Annotated in this window: 15 protein-coding genes; 10 read left to right on the forward strand and 5 right to left on the reverse strand. The window is 60.1% G+C overall.

The window, feature by feature from the left end; genetic code table 11:
* Positions 1–7: 7 nt before the first annotated feature.
* From der to HU715_RS00115, 4 genes are all read left to right on the forward strand, one after another.
* Positions 8–1,480 (forward strand): ribosome biogenesis GTPase Der, encoded by a 1,473-nt coding sequence (der, locus tag HU715_RS00100; RefSeq protein WP_003185121.1) that lies wholly within the window; start codon positions 8–10, stop codon positions 1,478–1,480.
* A gap of 269 nt (positions 1,481–1,749) precedes the next feature.
* Positions 1,750–2,898 (forward strand): pyridoxal phosphate-dependent aminotransferase, encoded by a 1,149-nt coding sequence (locus tag HU715_RS00105; protein ID WP_186705405.1) that lies wholly within the window; start codon positions 1,750–1,752, stop codon positions 2,896–2,898.
* Complete coding sequence (locus tag HU715_RS00110; RefSeq protein WP_186705406.1) at positions 2,886–3,680, forward strand: amidohydrolase; 795 nt, start codon at positions 2,886–2,888, stop codon at positions 3,678–3,680. The genes HU715_RS00105 and HU715_RS00110 overlap by 13 nt, the downstream gene beginning before the upstream one ends.
* A 63-nt stretch (positions 3,681–3,743) precedes the next feature.
* Positions 3,744–4,163, forward strand: coding sequence for a hypothetical protein (locus HU715_RS00115; protein ID WP_186705407.1), 420 nt, complete (start codon positions 3,744–3,746; stop codon positions 4,161–4,163).
* A 205-nt stretch (positions 4,164–4,368) separates the two neighbouring features.
* On the opposite strand, the gene leuA is transcribed toward HU715_RS00115, so the two are convergent.
* From leuA to xseA, 3 genes are all read right to left on the reverse strand, one after another.
* A complete protein-coding gene (leuA, locus tag HU715_RS00120; protein WP_186705408.1) occupies positions 4,369–6,048 on the reverse strand; it encodes a 2-isopropylmalate synthase in 1,680 nt (559 codons plus the stop codon).
* Positions 6,049–6,507: 459 nt separating this feature from the next.
* On the reverse strand, positions 6,508–7,329 hold the full coding sequence (locus HU715_RS00125) for a peptidoglycan DD-metalloendopeptidase family protein (protein ID WP_186705409.1): 822 nt from the start codon (positions 7,327–7,329) through the stop codon (positions 6,508–6,510).
* A 3-nt stretch (positions 7,330–7,332) separates the two neighbouring features.
* Positions 7,333–8,712 carry an exodeoxyribonuclease VII large subunit gene (xseA, locus tag HU715_RS00130; protein WP_186705410.1) on the reverse strand — a complete coding sequence of 460 codons (1,380 nt, stop codon included), beginning with the start codon at positions 8,710–8,712 and terminating at the stop codon, positions 7,333–7,335.
* 237 nt (positions 8,713–8,949) lie between these two features.
* On the opposite strand from xseA, the gene HU715_RS00135 reads away from it, so the two are divergent.
* The 5 genes from HU715_RS00135 (at position 8,950) to HU715_RS00155 (ending at position 15,290) form a co-directional block, all read left to right on the forward strand.
* Positions 8,950–9,717, forward strand: a complete 768-nt coding sequence (locus HU715_RS00135) for a sulfite exporter TauE/SafE family protein (RefSeq protein ID WP_186705411.1) — start codon at positions 8,950–8,952, stop codon at positions 9,715–9,717.
* Between the two features lie 69 nt (positions 9,718–9,786).
* Positions 9,787–10,335 (forward strand): sugar ABC transporter ATPase, encoded by a 549-nt coding sequence (locus tag HU715_RS00140; RefSeq protein ID WP_186705412.1) that lies wholly within the window; start codon positions 9,787–9,789, stop codon positions 10,333–10,335.
* Positions 10,336–10,645: 310 nt separating this feature from the next.
* Complete coding sequence (gene guaB, locus HU715_RS00145; RefSeq protein ID WP_186705413.1) at positions 10,646–12,115, forward strand: IMP dehydrogenase; 1,470 nt, start codon at positions 10,646–10,648, stop codon at positions 12,113–12,115.
* 79 nt (positions 12,116–12,194) lie between these two features.
* Positions 12,195–13,772, forward strand: coding sequence for a glutamine-hydrolyzing GMP synthase (gene guaA / locus HU715_RS00150; protein WP_045155136.1), 1,578 nt, complete (start codon positions 12,195–12,197; stop codon positions 13,770–13,772).
* A 306-nt stretch (positions 13,773–14,078) separates the two neighbouring features.
* Positions 14,079–15,290 (forward strand): tyrosine-type recombinase/integrase, encoded by a 1,212-nt coding sequence (locus tag HU715_RS00155; protein ID WP_186705569.1) that lies wholly within the window; start codon positions 14,079–14,081, stop codon positions 15,288–15,290.
* Positions 15,291–15,332: 42 nt separating this feature from the next.
* Here the strand turns inward: HU715_RS00155 and HU715_RS00160 are convergent, their stop codons facing one another.
* Together HU715_RS00160 and HU715_RS00165 are read right to left on the reverse strand one after the other, a co-directional pair.
* Positions 15,333–16,061 carry a hypothetical protein gene (locus tag HU715_RS00160; protein ID WP_186705414.1) on the reverse strand — a complete coding sequence of 243 codons (729 nt, stop codon included), beginning with the start codon at positions 16,059–16,061 and terminating at the stop codon, positions 15,333–15,335.
* A 289-nt stretch (positions 16,062–16,350) separates the two neighbouring features.
* Entirely contained in the window at positions 16,351–17,301 is a 951-nt protein-coding gene (locus HU715_RS00165) for a LuxR family transcriptional regulator (RefSeq protein WP_186705415.1), read from the reverse strand.
* An 82-nt stretch (positions 17,302–17,383) separates the two neighbouring features.
* On the opposite strand from HU715_RS00165, the gene HU715_RS00170 reads away from it, so the two are divergent.
* The gene (locus HU715_RS00170) at positions 17,384–17,602 is read left to right on the forward strand and encodes a helix-turn-helix transcriptional regulator (protein ID WP_186705416.1); all 219 of its coding nucleotides are present in this window, start codon (positions 17,384–17,386) and stop codon (positions 17,600–17,602) included.
* The last annotated feature ends 46 nt before the right edge of the window (positions 17,603–17,648 follow it).

The following is a 17,648-nucleotide window of genomic DNA, read 5'->3' on the forward strand; positions in this document are numbered from 1 at the left end:
GAGCCGCATGGTTCCCGTAATCGCCCTGGTGGGCCGACCGAACGTCGGCAAGTCCACCTTGTTCAACCGCCTGACCAGGACACGCGACGCCATTGTCGGCGACTTGTCCGGTCTGACCCGTGATCGCCAATACGGTGAGGCCAAGTGGCAAGGGCGTACCTATATTCTGGTCGACACCGGCGGCATCTCCGGTGATGAACACGGCATGGACGAAAAAATGGCCGAGCAGTCGCTGCTCGCCATCGAAGAAGCCGATGTGGTGCTGTTCCTGGTAGACGCCAAGGCTGGTTTTACCGCCGCCGACCAGATGATCGCCGAGCATTTGCGCAAGCGTAACAAGCGTTCCTACGTGGTCGCCAACAAGGTCGACAACATCGACCCGGACATGGCTCGCGCCGAGTTCGCCCCGTTGGGCATGGGCCAGGCGATCCCGATCGCCGGCGCCCACGGTCGCGGCATCACCCAGATGCTGGAAATCGCCCTGGAGAGTTTCCCCAAGGATGACGCCGAAGAGCCGGAAGACGGCGAAGAAGAGATCGTTGCCGAAGGCGAGGAAGCCAAGCGCATTCCGGGCCCGAGCGAAAAAGACGGGATCAAGATCGCCATCATTGGTCGCCCGAACGTAGGCAAGTCGACGCTGGTCAACCGCATGCTCGGCGAAGACCGGGTCATCGTCTACGACCAGCCCGGCACCACCCGTGACAGCATCTATATTCCCTTCGAACGTAACGAAGAGAAGTACACGCTGATCGACACCGCCGGTGTGCGCAAGCGCGGCAAGATCCACGAAGAAGTTGAAAAGTTCTCCGTGGTCAAGACGCTGCAGGCGATCAAAGACGCCAACGTGGTGATCTTCGTGATGGACGCCCGCGAGGGTGTGGTCGACCACGACTTGAACCTGCTGGGCTTCGCCCTGGAAGCCGGTCGTGCATTGGTCATCGCGATCAACAAGTGGGACGGCATGACGCCGAGCGAGCGCGACTTTGTGAAAGTCGAACTCCAGCGTCGGCTGTTCTTCGTCGACTTCGCCGACATCCACTTCATCTCGGCCTTGCACGGCACGGGCGTGGGCAACCTCTACGCTTCGGTGCAGAACTCGTTCAAGTCGGCGGTCACCCGCTGGCCGACCAACCGCCTGACCCAGATCCTCGAAGATGCGGTCGGCGAGCACGCGCCACCGATGGTCAACAACCGTCGGATCAAGCTGCGCTACGCCCACTTGGGCGGTGCCAACCCGCCGATTATCGTGATCCACGGTAACCAGATCGAGAAGGTCCCCAAGTCCTACGTTCGCTACTTGGAGAACACCTACCGTCGTGTCCTGAAGCTGGTCGGCACGCCGATCCGCATCGAGTTCAAGGGCGGCGAGAACCCGTACGAAGGCAACAAGAACACGCTCACCGACCGCCAGGTCAACAAGAAGCGCCGCTTGATGTCGCACCACAAGAAGGCCGACAAGAAGCGCCGCGACAAGCGCTGAATCAGGACCGCTTTTGTGGCGAGGGAGCTTGCTCCCGCTGGGCTGCGCAGCAGCCCCAAAGATGTACCTGCCACCGCAGTGCATCAGATGAAACACAGGGGCTGCTTCGCAGCCCAGCGGGAGCAAGCTCCCTCGCCACAGAGTTTTCCTGCGATTCGGTGACAAGAAAAGGGTGCCCCTTGGCGGCACCCTTTTTCATGCCCGGCGATTGGGCTATCCTCGAGCTCTCCCGCGCCGCGCCAGAGCCGGGTGCAGAGCAGGGACCCTCCATGATCACCAGCAAGTTGCCGAACGTCGGCATCACGATTTTCACCCAGATGTCCCAGCTCGCCGCGCAGACGGGCGCGTTGAACCTGTCCCAGGGGTTTCCCGACTTCGATGGTCCGCAGGCCTTGCGCGACGCGGTTGGTCGGCACATCGCCCAAGGCCACAACCAATATTCACCCATGACCGGCCTGCCGGCGCTGCGCCAGCAGATCGCAGCGAAGATCGCCCGCAGCTACGGCGCCAGTGTCGATGCCGACCTGGAAGTCACCGTGACCCCTGGCGCGACCCAGGCGATTTTCTGTGCCATCGCAGCGGTGGTCCACAGCGGTGACGAAGTGATCGTCTTCGACCCCAGCTACGACAGTTACGAGCCCTCCGTGCAATTGGCCGGTGGGCGTTGCGTGCATGTGCCATTGGGCCTGGATGACTTCGCCATCGACTTCGAGAAGCTCGGCGAAGCCCTGAGCCCGCGCACGCGCATGATCATCCTCAACTCGCCGCACAACCCCAGCGGCGCCCTGATCAGCCGCGCCGAACTGGATCAATTGGCGGCGCTGATTCGCGACCGCGACATCTATCTGGTCAGCGACGAGGTTTATGAGCACTTGGTATTCGATGGCGTCGCCCATGCCAGTGTCCTGGCCCATGAAGAGCTGTACCGCCGCGCCTTCGTCGTCAGTTCGTTCGGCAAGACCTACCACGTCACCGGCTGGAAAACCGGCTACGTGGTGGCGCCAGCGGCGCTGACCGCGGAGCTGCGCAAGGTGCACCAGTACGTCAGCTTCTGCGGCGTGACGCCGTTGCAGTACGCCCTGGCTGACTTCATGGCCGAGCATCCGGAACACGTCGACGAACTGCCGGACTTCTACCAGGCCAAGCGTGACCTGTTCTGCGATTTGCTGGCCCCGTCGCGGTTCAGTTTCAAGCGCGTGACCGGCACGTATTTTCAACTGGTGGATTACTCACAGATCCGCCCGGACCTGAATGACGTCGACATGGCGCTGTGGATGACCCGCGAACACGGCGTGGCGACCATTCCGATCTCGGTCTTCTACCAGGACCCACCGCAAGGCCAGCGCCTGGTGCGCCTGTGCTTTGCCAAACGCGAGGAGACGCTGCGCGAAGCGGCGGAAAAACTATGCGTGATTTGAGCGCGTTGCCGGACCTCGACATTGCCCTGGTCCAGACCACCTTGGCCTGGCATGACCGCGAGGCCAACCTGGAGCATTTCGAAGCGCTGCTCGAACAGGCGCGCGGGGCTGACCTGATCATCCTCCCGGAAATGTTCACCACCGGTTTCTCCATGGAGTCCGAGACCCTGGCGGAGCCTGAACACGGGCCCACCAGCCGTTGGCTCAAGGACCAGGCGGCGAAACTGGACGCGGTGATCACCGGTAGCGTGATCATCCAGGCCGGCGACGGCAGCCATCGCAATCGCTTGCTGTGGGCGCGGCCGGACGGTGAAGTGCTGCATTACGACAAGCGCCATCTGTTCCGCATGGCCGGCGAGCATAACCACTACACACCGGGTGACCAACAGGTGCTGTTCGAACTCAAGGGTTGGCGGATCCGGCCGTTGATCTGCTACGACCTGCGCTTCCCGGCGTGGAGCCGTGATGCCGAGGACACCGACCTGCTGTTGTACACCGCCAACTGGCCCGGGGCGCGGCGTCAGCACTGGAATCGGCTGCTGCCGGCCCGGGCGATCGAAAACCTGTGCTACGTGGCGGCGGTCAATCGTGTGGGTACCGATGGTAAGGGCTTCGCCTACACCGGGGACAGCCAGGTACTGGATTTCCAGGGGGAGAGCTTGCTCAGCGCTGGCGAAGCTGATGGCGTGTTCAGGGTGTGTTTGAAGGCGGCGGATCTGGCAGCGTATCGCACGCGGTTTCCGGCGAACTTGGATGCTGATCGCTTCGAATTCATTTATTGAAACGATTCAGCCTCAAGGAACGCTGTCGGGTGCCGATAACGGGTCAGCCAAGGAGGAGTCCCTATGACCAGTATCAGCGCAACCACCGTTAACCCTTATCCATTGTCGGCCCCAAAGGTCTCCATCCGCGGGGCTGAAGAAGAGAAAGCAGTCAGTCCAGTGGCCCCGACTGACAGCAGCGAAGACAAGGACAAGAAACTCGCAGTCGACACCAGCGGCGCAAATATCGCTGGTGCGGGTGGCAGCAGCGGCACCGGCGATGTCATCGAGCAACTGAAGAAGCAGATCGAACAGACCCAGAAGTTGCTCGCCGAACAGCAAGCCCAGCTAGCCCGGGTGCAAAAAAGCCGGGCCGATGAAGAGCAGAAAGCCCAGGAAACCATGGCGATCCAGACCCAGATCATGGCGACCCAGGCGACTTTGCAAACCTTGCAGGCCGCGCTGTTGCAGGCGATGACTATTTCGATCGATACCCATGCCTGATATCTCGGCCGTCTGAGAGGGCTCCTTCGCGAGCAAGCCCGCTCCCACAGTGGAACTGCGGCGGACGCAGACTCTGTGCCTGGCAGAAACCTCCTGTGGGAGCGGGCTTGCTCGCGAAGGGGCCGGAACAGCCAACCCAACACCAAGCCAAACAAAAAGGCCCCAGGGTTCACACCCCGGGGCCTTTTTGATTTTCAGCGACCGATCAAGCCGCCTTGGCCTCTGGCTGGCTCAGCGAACGGTTCAGCGCACTGAACAGCGCCTTGAAGCTCGCGGTGGTGATGTTCTCATCGATACCCACACCATGCACCGCGCGCTCGCCGTTGACTCGCAGTTCGATGTACGCCGCGGCCTTGGCGTTGGTGCCGGCGCCGATGGCGTGTTCGTTGTAGTCCATGATCTCCACCGGAATTGGCAGGCCAGCCACCAGTGCTTCCAGGGCGCCGTTGCCTCGGCCGCGCCAGTGCAGGTTGGTCTCGCCCTGGCCCTTGCTCGCCACTTCCACTTCCACGGCGCTGTTGCCGTTTTCTTCCTGCAGGCGATGGCTGACCAGCGCGTACGGGGTGTTGGCTTGCAGGTATTCACGCTGCAGCAGGGCGTGGATCTGCTGGGCGGTCATTTCCAGGCCCAGGCGATCGGTTTCGCGCTGCACCACCTGGCTGAACTCGATCTGCATGCGACGGGGCAGGCTGATGCCGTATTCCTGCTCCAGCAGGTAGGCGATGCCGCCCTTGCCCGACTGGCTGTTCACACGAATCACTGCCTCGTAGCTGCGACCGATGTCGGCCGGGTCGATTGGCAGGTACGGCACTTCCCACAGGGTGTCCGATTTCTGCTGGGCAAAACCTTTGCGGATCGCATCCTGGTGCGAGCCCGAGAACGCGGTGTGAACCAGGTCGCCGACGTACGGATGACGCGGGTGCACCGGGATCTGGTTGCATTCCTCGACCACTTTGCGCACGCCGTCGATGTCGGAGAAGTCCAGCTCAGGGTTGATGCCCTGGGTGTAGAGGTTCAGCGCCACGGTTACCAGGTCGACGTTGCCGGTGCGTTCGCCGTTGCCGAACAGGCAGCCTTCGACACGGTCGGCGCCGGCCATCAGGCCCAGCTCGGTAGCGGCCACGCCGGTGCCACGGTCGTTGTGGGTGTGCAGGCTGATGAGCACGCTGTCACGACGGGTGATGTTGCGGTGGAACCACTCGATCTGGTCGGCGTAGATGTTCGGGGTGGCGACTTCCACGGTGGCCGGCAGGTTGAGGATCACCTTGCGCGCCGGGGTCGGGTTCCACACTTCGATCACGGCGTCGCAGACTTCCTTGGCGAATTCCAGCTCGGTGGCGCTGAAGGTCTCTGGCGAATACTCGAACTGCCACTGGGTTTCCGGCTGCTGGGCGGCGTATTTGACGAACAGCTTGGCCGCGTTCACCGCGATTTCCTTCACGCCTTCCTTGTCCTGGTTGAACACGATACGGCGGAACGACGGGCAGGTGGCGTTGTACAGGTGGACGATGGCTTTTTTCGCGCCACGCAGGGATTCGAACGTGCGGGCGATCAGGTCTTCACGGGCCTGGGTCAGCACCTGGATGGTGGTGTCGTCCGGGATGTGGCCTTCCTCGATGAGGGTGCGCACGAAATCGAAGTCGGTCTGCGAGGCGGCCGGGAACGACGCTTCGATTTCCTTCACGCCCACCGCGACCAGGGTTTTCCAGAAGCGCAGCTTCTTGACTGCGTCCATCGGCTCGATCAGCGACTGGTTGCCATCACGCAGGTCGGAGCTGCACCAGATCGGCGCGGCGGTGATGGTCTTCGACGGCCAGGTGCGATCCGGCAGGTTGATGGTCGGGAAGGCGCGGTATTTCGAAGACGGGTCTTTGAGCATGCTCATGGGCGGAATCCTTATTGTCGTGGCCGGAAAAAGGCGGCCTGCCGGTGGTTCGAATGGGGGTGGCTCTACAGCCGGGACGAGGTGCCGCGATTCAGCCCGGCAGTCGTGCGCTGACGAGGCACAGGCTGCGGTGCTGGCGAAGCTGGATGAGGGTGTGAGAGGTTTTCATGCCTTCAACCCTAACCGCGTGGACGGGGGGTTGCAAGCAGTCGGGGAAAATTGGGAGAAGTTCTGTTTTTAGGTGGGTTTGCGAGATTTAATCGCGTGACGCTGAGGTAATTGTAATTTTATTGCGTCGATGTTTCTCGCTTGGCAATCCATGATGATGGACTGCGATGCGGCTGACGCTTTCGCGAGCAAGCCCGCTCCCACAGGGGAATGTGGATGATTTCAGAATCAACGCTGTACCTGTGGGAGCGGGCTTGCTCGCGAAGAGGCCAGTAGCCTCACCGCAAACACTCAGGGCTGGAACGCCCCGATAAAAATCGCCGGATCCACCCGCGCATCATTCAAGCTGATGTTCCAGTGCATATGCGGCCCCGTCGCCCGGCCGGTGGCGCCGACCTTGCCCACCACGGTGCCCCGGGCCAGTTGCTGGCCGACCTTCACGTCAATCTTCGACATGTGGCAGAACATGCTGATGAAGCCTTGGCCATGGTCGACGAATACGGTGTTGCCATTGAAGAAGTAATTGCCGGTGAGGATCACCTTGCCGGCGGCCGGGGTCTTGATCGGCGTGCCGGCGGGCACGGCGAAGTCCAGGCCGGCGTGGGGGTTGCGCTCTTCGCCGTTGAAGAAACGGCGCACGCCGAACTTGCTCGACAGCGGGCCGTTGACCGGTTTGTCCAGCAACAGGTTGCTGGGGATGTTCGGGCTGAAGCTGCGATAGGCCTTCAGTTGCACCGCCAGCTCGGCGTCGATGCGCTTGAGATCCGCCGGGTTCGGATTGACCTGGCGCTTGTTCTTCAGGGTGATGTGCTGCTCGGGGTACTTCTTGTAGCCGACCACGAACGGTTGGGTAGTGCCGGCGCTGCTGATCTGCTGGGTGCCGGGCTGGACCGTCAGCGGAATGCCGACAATCGCCAGCCAGTTCTGTTGTTCCTTGACCACCAGCACCGGTTTGCCCTGATAAGTGGCTTTGGGTGCCTGGGCCGCGCTGCCCAGGTCCACCACGGCCACACCGCCGGGCACCGGCTTGTTCAGCAAGCGGGTGATGTAACTGTCGGCGTGGGCGTTGACGGTCAGGCATAGCAAGAACAAGGGGGCGAGATATCGCGGCATGAATCAATCCAGTAAAGAAAGGGTGACCGGCGTCAGGTGATTGTCTTCGACCCGCACCAGCAGTTCGCCTTCGCCGAGCTTGGCGGTCAGGCGCTGGCCAGTCTGGGTTTGCCCGGCGCTGCGGATCGCATGGCCGCGCTCGTCGAGCAAAATGCTGTAGCCGCGACCGAGGGTCGCCAGGGGGCTGACGATGTGCAGCGTCTGCATCTGGTTGTGCAATTGCACGCGTCGCGTCTTGAGCCCTTCGCGCATGGCCCGGGGCAGGCGTTCGGCGAGGCTGTCCAGGCGCTGGCGCAACATTGCCAGTTGGCGGCCCGGATGCTGCCCGGCCAGGCGGGTTTCCAGGCGGATCAGTCGTTCGCGGCGAGTATTGAGGCTGCGTTCGAGGGCCCGGCGCATGCGCATGTCCAGGTCGTCGAGGCGTTGGGCCTGCTGGCGCAGGCGTTCACCGGGATGGCGCAGGCGTCGGGTAAGGCCTTCGAGGCGCAGTTGATCGCGCATCAGCCGGTCGCGCATGCGCATCACCAGCCGGCGATGCAGGCTTTCGACCCGGCGTACCAGGTCGCCGGCATCCGGCGCCAGCAGTTCGGCGGCGGCAGAAGGGGTCGGGGCGCGGACGTCGGCGACGAAGTCACTGATGGACACATCGGTTTCATGGCCGACAGCGCTGACGATCGGTGTGACGCAGGCGTCCACCGCCCGGGCCACGGCTTCTTCGTTGAAGCACCACAAGTCTTCCAGCGAACCGCCGCCCCGGGCCAGGATCAGCGCATCGAAACCGCGGGCATCGGCCAGTTTCAGGGCGCGGACGATTTGCGCGGTGGCTTCGCGGCCTTGCACGGCGGTAGGAATCAAGGTCAGGGATATCTGCGGCGCGCGGCGGCGGAACACGCTGATGATGTCGCGGATCACCGCGCCGGTGGGCGAGCTGATGATGCCGATGCGTTGCGGATGGGCTGGCAGCGGCACCTTGCGCTCGGCGCTGAACAGGCCTTCGGCGCTGAGCTTTTCCTTCAGTGCATCGAAAGCCAGGCGCAGGGCGCCATCGCCGGCCGGCTCCACGGTGTCGAGGATCAGTTGATAGTCGCCACGGCCCTCGAACAGCGAAACCTTGCCGCGCACCTTCACCGCCAAGCCGTCTTTCAGAGCCTGGCGCACCCGTGCGGCGTTCTGTCGGAACAGCGCGCAACGCACTTGGGCGCCGCTGTCCTTGAGAGTGAAATACACGTGGCCTGAGGCGGGGCGGGCGAGGTTGGAGATCTCGCCCTCGACCCAGATGTTGCTGAACACGTCTTCGAGCAACACCCGCGCGCGGCCGTTGAGCTGGCTGACAGTCAGGACTTCGCGGTCCAGGCCCAGTCGGGCAAAGGGATCTTTAATCATGGGCGGCATGATAAGGGCATTCGCAGGGGAATCTCCATGTGTGCAAGGCAATTAGACTGAGTCGCCCCCTTCGCGAGCAAGCCCGCTCCCACAGGTACAACATCAATCTTCAGATCACTGGTATCCCCTGTGGGAGCGGGCTTGCTCGCGAAGGCGATAGGTCTGTCGCCATAAGTGCTGGATGTAACCCCCAGCATCTGGCTAAAGTCCCCGCTCTCCTCATCAAGGAAGTGCCGGATGAATCTTCTCCCATGGTTGGGCCAGTGGGCATTTGCCCCGATGGAATGGCTGGTGATCGCCTCGGCCATTGTCCTGGCCTACATCGTGTTCGGCATCGCCGGGTTTGGCACGGCGCTGGTGGCGGCGCCGATCCTGCTGTTGTTCATGCCCCTGTCGAAAATCGTCCCGCTGCTGGTCTTGCTCGATTTTGTCGCGGCCTTCGGCAACCTGTTGCCCTCGCGCCGTGACGTCTCCCGGCCGGAACTGCTGCGCTTGCTGCCGTGCATGGCGCTGGGCTGCACCCTGGGGGTAATTTTCCTGCTCAACCTCAAGTCCGACGTGTTGCTGTTGTTGATGGGGTTGTTCATCTGCGCTTATGCCATCTACAGCCTGTTGATAAAGACCCGGCCGACGCAGCTGTCTTCGCTGTGGGCGTTTCCGATGGGCACGGTGGGCGGGATGTTCGGGGCGTTGTTTGGCAGTGGCGGCTTTTTGTATGCCATCTACCTGAACAGTCGCCTGCCCAAGGACCCGGCCCGTGCCACGCAAAGTGCCTTGATCAGTTGCAGCACCGTGGTGCGCTTGAGCCTGTTTATCATCGCCGGGGTGTATGCCGAGCTACCCTTGTTGGTACTGGCGCTGTGTTTGTTGCCGGCCATGGCGCTGGGGTTGTGGGTGGGGCGTCGTCTGACCATGAAAATGTCCCGAGAGGCCTTCGTGCGCCTGGTCACTTGGTTGGTGCTCGCCAGTGGCCTCGCGTTGATCGGGCGTTACCTGAGTGCTTGACCTGGCCCAGCCAGGGATTAAGCTGCCGGCCCTTTATAAGAACCGCCAGGGAAACCTCCAGGCCTCGCCATGAATTCGCAAAGCATCATCGTCCCGAAAATTTCCACCCTGCCGGTCCACGAGCCTCGGGCCCGGGCAATCGTGCGCTGGCTGGTGCGCAAGAACATCGTCGAAGAACAACTGACCACCTGCGGCCGCACCGGTAATCGCATGGCCCACGCCATCGCCCCCGGTGCCCGCGACGTGGTGCTGCATCCCGACGCACTGCCGTTCGGCGAGCCGGTCAATGGCCTGGAGATCATCACCAAGCGCTGCATCTATACGCCGGCCAAGGGCTTTCTTGAAGAAGCCGGTTGCGCCGAGTGTCGCCGGGAGATTGGCGAAGCGCTGTTCGAAAGCCTGGAAGATTGGATGCCAGGGCGCACCGACAACTTCACCTGTCCCGAGTGCGGTCATGAAGATGACATCAATGGCTTCCTGTTCCTGCAGCCGTGCGGCTTTTCCAACCTGGGGTTCATCTTCAATAACTGGCTGGAGGCGGGATTCAAGCAGGAGTTCATCGATGAATTCGCCGATTGGCTCGATCAGCCGGTGAGTTGGGTGAAGGTGGAGTTGTAGCGAGGACACCCAAACGCTGTGGCCAGGAACACACAGCCCTTGTGGAATGGAATACAAACCCTGTGGCGAGGGAGCTTGCTCCCGCTGGGCTGCGAAGCGGCCCCGGCTTTTGGCGGTTGCTGCGCAACCGAGCGGGAGCAAGCTCCCTCGCCACAGGGGCCACCATTTCCCCACTCTCTGTGTTTGGTTGAAGGCGGTGGTTTCAGCCCGTCAATCACCCCGCCAATAATAGACAGAGTTTTACATTGAGCCAGACGGGGTGCATGAGTATAATGGCGCGCTTCCATTTTCCCGCTCGGGAGCCCCCGCGATGCTGCGTATCAGCCAAGAAGCTCTGACCTTCGACGACATTCTCCTAGTGCCCGGTTATTCCGAGGTACTGCCTAACGAAGTCAGTCTCAAAACCCGTCTCACCCGTGGCATCGAACTGAATATCCCCCTGGTTTCCGCTGCCATGGACACCGTGACCGAAGCCCGTCTGGCCATTGCCATGGCCCAGGAAGGCGGTATCGGTATCATCCACAAGAACATGACCATCGAACAGCAGGCCGCCGAAGTGCGCAAGGTCAAGCGGTTCGAGGCTGGCGTGGTCAAGGATCCGATCACCATCGAGGCTGACGCCACGGTCCGGGATCTGTTCGAACTGACCCGCATGCACAACATCTCCGGCGTTCCGGTGCTGCACGATGGCGACCTGGTCGGCATCGTCACCTCCCGCGACGTGCGTTTCGAGAACCGCCTGGATGCTTCCGTCCGCCAAGTGATGACGCCTAAAGAGCGCCTGGTCACGGTCAAGGAAGGCACCAGCAAGGACGACGTCCGTGAATTGCTGCACAAGCACCGCATCGAGCGCGTGCTGATCGTCGATGACAAATTCGCCCTCAAGGGCATGATGACCGTCAACGACATCGAAAAAGCCAAGGCCTACCCGCTGGCGAGCAAGGACGACCAAGGTCGTCTGCGCGTCGGCGCCGCCGTCGGCACCGGCAAGGACACCGGTGACCGCGTCGCCGCCCTGGTCAATGCCGGCGTTGACGTGGTGGTGGTCGACACCGCCCACGGTCACTCCAAAGGCGTGATCGACCGCGTTCGCTGGGTCAAGCAGAACTTCCCTGACGTGCAGGTGATCGGCGGCAACATCGCCACCGGCGCAGCCGCCAAGGCCCTGGCCGACGCCGGTGCCGACGCGGTCAAGGTCGGTATCGGCCCTGGCTCGATCTGCACCACCCGTATCGTTGCTGGTGTCGGCGTGCCGCAGATCAGCGCCATCGCCAACGTCGCCGCCGCCCTTGAAGGCACCGGCGTGCCGTTGATCGCCGACGGCGGTATCCGTTTCTCCGGTGACCTGTCCAAGGCCATCGTTGCCGGTGCCTACTGCGTGATGATGGGTTCGATGTTCGCCGGTACCGAAGAAGCGCCGGGCGAGATCGAGCTGTTCCAGGGCCGTAGCTACAAGGCTTATCGCGGCATGGGTTCGCTGGGCGCCATGTCCCAGGCCCAGGGCTCTTCCGACCGTTACTTCCAGGACTCCTCCGCGGGTGCCGAGAAGCTGGTGCCGGAAGGTATCGAAGGTCGCGTGCCATACAAGGGCACCCTGAGCGCCATCATCCATCAACTGATGGGCGGCCTGCGTTCCTCCATGGGCTATACCGGCAGCGCTGACATCGAAGAGATGCGCACCAAGCCGGAATTCGTGCGCATCACCGGCGCCGGCATGGCCGAGTCCCACGTGCACGACGTGCAGATCACCAAGGAAGCGCCGAACTACCGTGTAGGTTAAGGCTTCCAGCAAAACGTTAATCACCGGGGCTGTTCATTCAGCCCCGAGTTGTTTCTGATTCACTACATGAGAATGAGTCATGGCCCTCGACATTCACGCTCACCGCATCCTGATCCTCGACTTCGGTTCCCAGTACACCCAACTGATCGCCCGCCGCGTGCGTGAGATCGGCGTGTACTGCGAACTGCATCCGTTCGACATGGATGACGAAGCGATTCGCGAATTCGCTCCGAAAGGCGTCATCCTCGCCGGCGGCCCCGAGTCCGTGCACGAAGCCGACAGCCCGCGCTGCCCGCAAGCCGTGTTCGACCTGGGCGTGCCGGTCTTCGGTATCTGCTACGGCATGCAGACCATGGCTGAGCAGCTAGGCGGCAAGGTCGAAGGTTCGGACCTGCGTGAGTTCGGTTACGCCCGCGTCGACGTGGTCGGCAAGAGCCGCCTGTTGGACGGTATCGAGGACCACGTCGACGCCGATGGCCTGTTCGGCCTGGACGTGTGGATGAGCCACGGTGACAAGGTCACCAAGATGCCGGAAGACTTCCACATCCTGGCCAGCACCCCGAGCTGCCCGATTGCCGGCATGTTCAACGATGACCGCCGCTACTACGGCGTGCAGTTCCACCCTGAAGTGACCCACACCAAGCAGGGCGGCCGGATCCTGTCGCGCTTTATCCTCGACATCTGCGGGTGCGAAGCCCTGTGGACCCCGTCGAAGATCGCTGAAGACGCCATCGCCCAGGTCCGCGCCCAGGTCGGCACCGACAACGTGCTGCTGGGCCTGTCCGGCGGTGTGGACTCCTCGGTGGTTGCCGCGCTGCTGCACAAGGCCATCGGTGACCAGCTGACCTGCGTCTTCGTCGACAACGGCCTGCTGCGCCTGCACGAAGGCGAGCAAGTGATGGCCATGTTCGCCGAGAACATGGGCGTCAAGGTGATCCGCGCCAACGCCGAAGAGCAGTTTCTGAACAACCTGGCCGGCGAGTCCGACCCGGAGAAGAAACGCAAGATCATCGGCCGCACCTTCATCGACGTGTTCGATGCCGAATCCTGCAAGCTGGACAACATCAAGTACCTGGCCCAGGGCACCATCTACCCCGACGTGATCGAGTCGGCCGGCGCCAAGAGCGGCAAGGCCCACGTGATCAAGTCCCACCACAACGTCGGTGGCCTGCCGGAAGAGATGAACCTCAAGCTGGTCGAGCCGCTGCGCGAACTGTTCAAGGACGAAGTGCGTCGCCTCGGCCTGGAACTGGGCCTACCGTACGACATGGTCTACCGCCACCCATTCCCGGGCCCGGGCCTGGGCGTGCGGATCCTCGGTGAAGTGAAGAAGGAATACGCCGACCTGCTGCGTCGCGCCGACCACATCTTCATCGAAGAACTGCGCAAGGCCGACTGGTACCACAAGGTCAGCCAGGCGTTCGTGGTGTTCCAGCCGGTGAAATCCGTGGGCGTGGTCGGCGATGGCCGTCGTTACGCCTGGGTCGTGGCCCTGCGCGCCGTGGAAACCATCGACTTCATGACCGCGCGCTGGGCTCACCTGCCGTACGAGCTGCTGGAGACTGTCTCCGGGCGGATCATCAATGAAATCGAAGGCATTTCTCGCGTGACGTATGACGTGTCGAGCAAGCCGCCGGCGACGATTGAGTGGGAATGATCCCGCGTCCGGCACGACCCGGCACGGTCTAGCAAAAAATGCCCTGGAGCCCGCGTAATTGCGGGCTTTTGGCTTTTGGGGTCTGGCAAGTTCGGGTAGCGTTCTGCATCGCCAAGCATGGTTTTTTTATGGCATGGTACGGGGTACCAACTGCGTTCAATGCCATGCATGACGCTTGATACCATGTCCATCGTTTCAGGATGGGCATGGTATCGAGATGGCTAAAAGGCCCGGTTTTGCTGGGGTTAAACCCATTTTTCCGCGCTTTTCAGTGCATGGTATTTTTTCATGGAAAAAGTGGAAGCCATGCTCACTGATACCAAGCTCCGAAATCTCAAGCCGCAAGACAAGCTCTACAAGGTGATTGACCGCGATGGCTTATACGTGGCGGTTACACCGGCCGGCTCAATCTCCTTTCGCTACAACTACTCCATCAATGGCCGGCAGGAGACCGTCACCTTCGGTCGTTATGGCTTGGGCGGGATCACCCTGGCAGAGGCACGTGAGCGGCTAGGGGAGGCGAAGAAGATGATCGCCGCAGGTAAGTCGCCAGCTAAGGAGAAGGCGCGTGCGAAGGCGCGCACGAAGGGTGCAGAGACCTTTGATGATTGGGCTGAAAAATGGCTGCGCGGCTATCAAATGGCGGACTCGACACGAGATATGCGCCGGTCAGTCTATGAGCGCGAATTGAAGCCGAAGTTTGGCAATCAGAAGCTGGCTGAAATCACTCATGAGGACCTGCGAGCGCTGACTGACGCGATAGTGGAGCGGGGGGCGCCTGCAACCGCCGTCCATTCGCGTGAGGTCGTGCTACAGGTCTTTCGCTGGGCCATTGAGCGTGGTCAGAAGGTTGAAAACCCCGCGGATCTAGTAAGGTCTGCCAGCATTGCCAAATTCGAGCCTCGCGACCGGGCTTTGACGCCTGATGAAATTGCGCTGATGTACCAGTACATGGATCGGATCGGAACGGCAACGTCGGTTCGTGCCGCAGCCAAACTCCTGCTGCTGACGATGGTGCGTAAGAGCGAGCTGACCAACGCGACGTGGAGTGAGATCAATTTCAGCGAGGCGCTATGGGCGATCCCCAAAGAGCGGATGAAGCGCCGAAACCCTCATTTGGTGTTTCTGTCCCGGCAGGCGCTGGATTTCTTTATCGCGTTGAAGACCTTGGCTGGAGGTTCTGAGTACGTTCTGCCGTCACGCTACGACTCTGATTTGCCAATGAGTGCGGCCACGATCAATCAGGTACTGACGCTGACCTACCGTCTTGCTCAAAAGGAAGGGGTACCTCTAGGAAAGTTCGGCCCCCACGACCTACGCCGCACAGCTAGCACGCTGCTGCATGAGGCGGGTTACAACTCTGACTGGATCGAGAAGTGTTTGGCGCACGAACAGAAGGGTGTGCGAGCCGTTTACAACAAGGCTGAATATCGCGACCAGCGCCGTGCGATGTTGCAGGATTGGGCCGATATGGTTGATGAATGGACGCTTAAGAAACCTCGTCAAACAAATGAGTAGCAAAAGGAACCCGCCAGAGGCGGGTTCTTCTGTGTTCAGTCTTTACTTCGTCTCTTTTCCTCTAATTGACGCTATTGCTTCAAATGCTCGCTCATAAACACTCACAGGAGGCTTTCCGAAACTAACGACTGATGGGGAGAGCATCTCTGAGTATTTTACAAACTTTTCTGGGTCGTTATTTGCAGCCAATAGCGCGCTAGCTTGCGAGTCATAAAGCTCCGCTAGCTGTGAGTAATACCTTATAAAGGAAACTGCTGTCTGGAATAATAGAATTGAAACAGCTATAGCACCAAATGTAAACGCCATAGACGATACGGAGCTTGTCCATTCCGGTGTTTCTTGTATGAATGGCTGTTTCGAATACGCTGTCTGGGTGCGCTCATAGAAATTCACCAGTTGCTCAAGCTCGCTCATGTAGGCGGTGCGCTCATCGATTGTAAAACTTTCTTCCTTGACGTCTTCGCCATCCATCCGCCTCCCCATGTTAATGATGCTGTCAGGATAAATTTTCTCGAGAAGATCGTTGGATTTGCGTAAAAATAATCCAGGGTCACGCATTTTGTTAAAAGAGATTTTCTCGCCAAGTTCTCGGAGTGAATATGTCTTGGTCTGACTCGAGCTAAACACAGCCGCCACTGCAAGGCTCATTAAAATTAACAAGCCCAAAGCTATATAGAGTCTTGCTGTCCTAGATCGCTTGGCTCTCCTTTTCAAGTCTTCTATCGCTGCTGTGTAGCCTGAATTTACGTTGAGTTCCTTAGCACTTTCCATGTAATAACCGCTCTGTGTAATTTAGGTGGTTTGTATTGTGATGCCTAAGATGTCCTGTAAATTTCCGGCTTTGTAAGAGGCCGCCATGACGCATTAAGTGTGGACGCGAAAATAACTAGGCGGCCGTTTTTCTTCAGAAAAAAGGGCCGGAAAAAGGGGGGGCTGCTGGTCATGGATAACTGTTTTGCCGTTAACCATGTGCGAAATCTGGTCAGATCAAATGCAAGTGACTGGACGCGTCGAATACAAACGTTTGAGCTTATGTGTGCAATGACGCAGTTTGACTCACTCATGCTTTCGAAAGTCGGAAGCAATCAGGAATTGAGCGAAGAGCTTTGGATACTGCTTGGCGCTCGATCTCCAGTCTGCGAGCTATTTCTGACTGGTTGAAGCCGAATTTTTGCAGTACGAGGATTTGCTTTCTTCGGTCTGTCAGCTTCACGTCCACCATTAGTCGAGCGAGATTTCTTAGCTCCGCTTCGTCCGCTAAGTGTAGGGTTCGGCTAAGCATGTATCGAAAGATATACGCGTCGACGAGCTCGTCACCTGACTTTGCCTTAGGCTCTGCTCGTATCGCGCATTGTCTGCTCAATCTCGCCAGTTCAAGGTCAAACTGCGCTACGGCCCTCTTTGCTTGCCTATACGCAGGATTCCAGCTGCCATCATGCGTCTTTGGACGATGCGTTGTGCAGTAAAGGTTGCTCAGGCGTAGGTGCTCGTCGGGGTCGCGCTGACCCTCACCGGTAGCGAAGGATGCTAGCTCGGCTTGACTGCCACAGAACCTACAAAAGCCTTTCAAGCGCTGGTTGTTTAAGCCGCCTACATCTTCAGATGACGGTTTCTTGCGCTTACATGCCATCACCAATTCGATCAGCGTCTCGAGCGTCGCAATAAAGCAGCGATCTTTCTTCGACTGTTGGTCGTGGGTCAAAACAAAGGCACGTAGCAGTTGCCGCTGCAAGCGGATCATGGCGGGAAACCCTACCAGTTTCATGATCGCACTGAACGCCACGCCTGTACCGGCTCCAGGTATATGCCCTTGGTAGCGCGCAGGAATTTCTTTGGCGTACGCCGCGACGGCCGGGTCGATGAGTTCCTCTACCAGCCTCGTGATGGGATAGCGTTTCGAGGCCGTGGAGTAGGCGCTCCAGCGGTCACCGAACTGTTCTATGGCCTCTGAAATGGTGGCGTCACACCCTTCCCAGATAGCTATGGTTGATTGTTTTTTCATGTCAACCATTTTAGCCAATCATTCCGTCGAAGCAATAGGCACCCAAAGGCACGATCAGGCACTCATTCGCAGTGACTGGTAGGGCCTAGCAATGCATACATTGAACAGAAAACTCATCGACAAAAAGACGCTCCTGACGATGATTCCGCTGTGTGAGCGCACGATCTATAACTTTGAGATGAAGGGGAAGTTTCCGCGCCGAATTGCGTTGAGTAGCCGCAAGGTCGTCTGGGATTTAGCTGAGGTTGAGCATTGGATAGATGCATGCAAGGAGGGAGGCCCCGCGCGTAGGCCGGGAAGGGCGGTCTAAGCAGTGCGGGGTGCTATCCCGCAGCTTGCGCTGTTCAGTCCCGGGG

Origin of the sequence: Pseudomonas zanjanensis, from assembly GCF_014268745.2 — a bacterium.
Lineage (GTDB): Bacteria > Pseudomonadota > Gammaproteobacteria > Pseudomonadales > Pseudomonadaceae > Aquipseudomonas > Aquipseudomonas zanjanensis.

What these genes read in the sequence shown, in the direction of transcription:
- der (WP_003185121.1), top strand. Translation starts at nt 8, where the DNA reads ATGGTTCCCGTAATCGCCCTGGTGGGCCGACCGAACGTCGGCAAGTCC.
- HU715_RS00105 (WP_186705405.1), top strand. Translation starts at nt 1,750, where the DNA reads ATGATCACCAGCAAGTTGCCGAACGTCGGCATCACGATTTTCACCCAG.
- HU715_RS00110 (WP_186705406.1), top strand. Translation starts at nt 2,886, where the DNA reads ATGCGTGATTTGAGCGCGTTGCCGGACCTCGACATTGCCCTGGTCCAG.
- HU715_RS00115 (WP_186705407.1), top strand. Translation starts at nt 3,744, where the DNA reads ATGACCAGTATCAGCGCAACCACCGTTAACCCTTATCCATTGTCGGCC.
- leuA (WP_186705408.1), bottom strand. Translation starts at nt 6,048, where the DNA reads ATGAGCATGCTCAAAGACCCGTCTTCGAAATACCGCGCCTTCCCGACC.
- HU715_RS00125 (WP_186705409.1), bottom strand. Translation starts at nt 7,329, where the DNA reads ATGCCGCGATATCTCGCCCCCTTGTTCTTGCTATGCCTGACCGTCAAC.
- xseA (WP_186705410.1), bottom strand. Translation starts at nt 8,712, where the DNA reads ATGATTAAAGATCCCTTTGCCCGACTGGGCCTGGACCGCGAAGTCCTG.
- HU715_RS00135 (WP_186705411.1), top strand. Translation starts at nt 8,950, where the DNA reads ATGAATCTTCTCCCATGGTTGGGCCAGTGGGCATTTGCCCCGATGGAA.
- HU715_RS00140 (WP_186705412.1), top strand. Translation starts at nt 9,787, where the DNA reads ATGAATTCGCAAAGCATCATCGTCCCGAAAATTTCCACCCTGCCGGTC.
- guaB (WP_186705413.1), top strand. Translation starts at nt 10,646, where the DNA reads ATGCTGCGTATCAGCCAAGAAGCTCTGACCTTCGACGACATTCTCCTA.
- guaA (WP_045155136.1), top strand. Translation starts at nt 12,195, where the DNA reads ATGGCCCTCGACATTCACGCTCACCGCATCCTGATCCTCGACTTCGGT.
- HU715_RS00155 (WP_186705569.1), top strand. Translation starts at nt 14,079, where the DNA reads ATGCTCACTGATACCAAGCTCCGAAATCTCAAGCCGCAAGACAAGCTC.
- HU715_RS00160 (WP_186705414.1), bottom strand. Translation starts at nt 16,061, where the DNA reads ATGGAAAGTGCTAAGGAACTCAACGTAAATTCAGGCTACACAGCAGCG.
- HU715_RS00165 (WP_186705415.1), bottom strand. Translation starts at nt 17,301, where the DNA reads ATGGTTGACATGAAAAAACAATCAACCATAGCTATCTGGGAAGGGTGT.
- HU715_RS00170 (WP_186705416.1), top strand. Translation starts at nt 17,384, where the DNA reads ATGCATACATTGAACAGAAAACTCATCGACAAAAAGACGCTCCTGACG.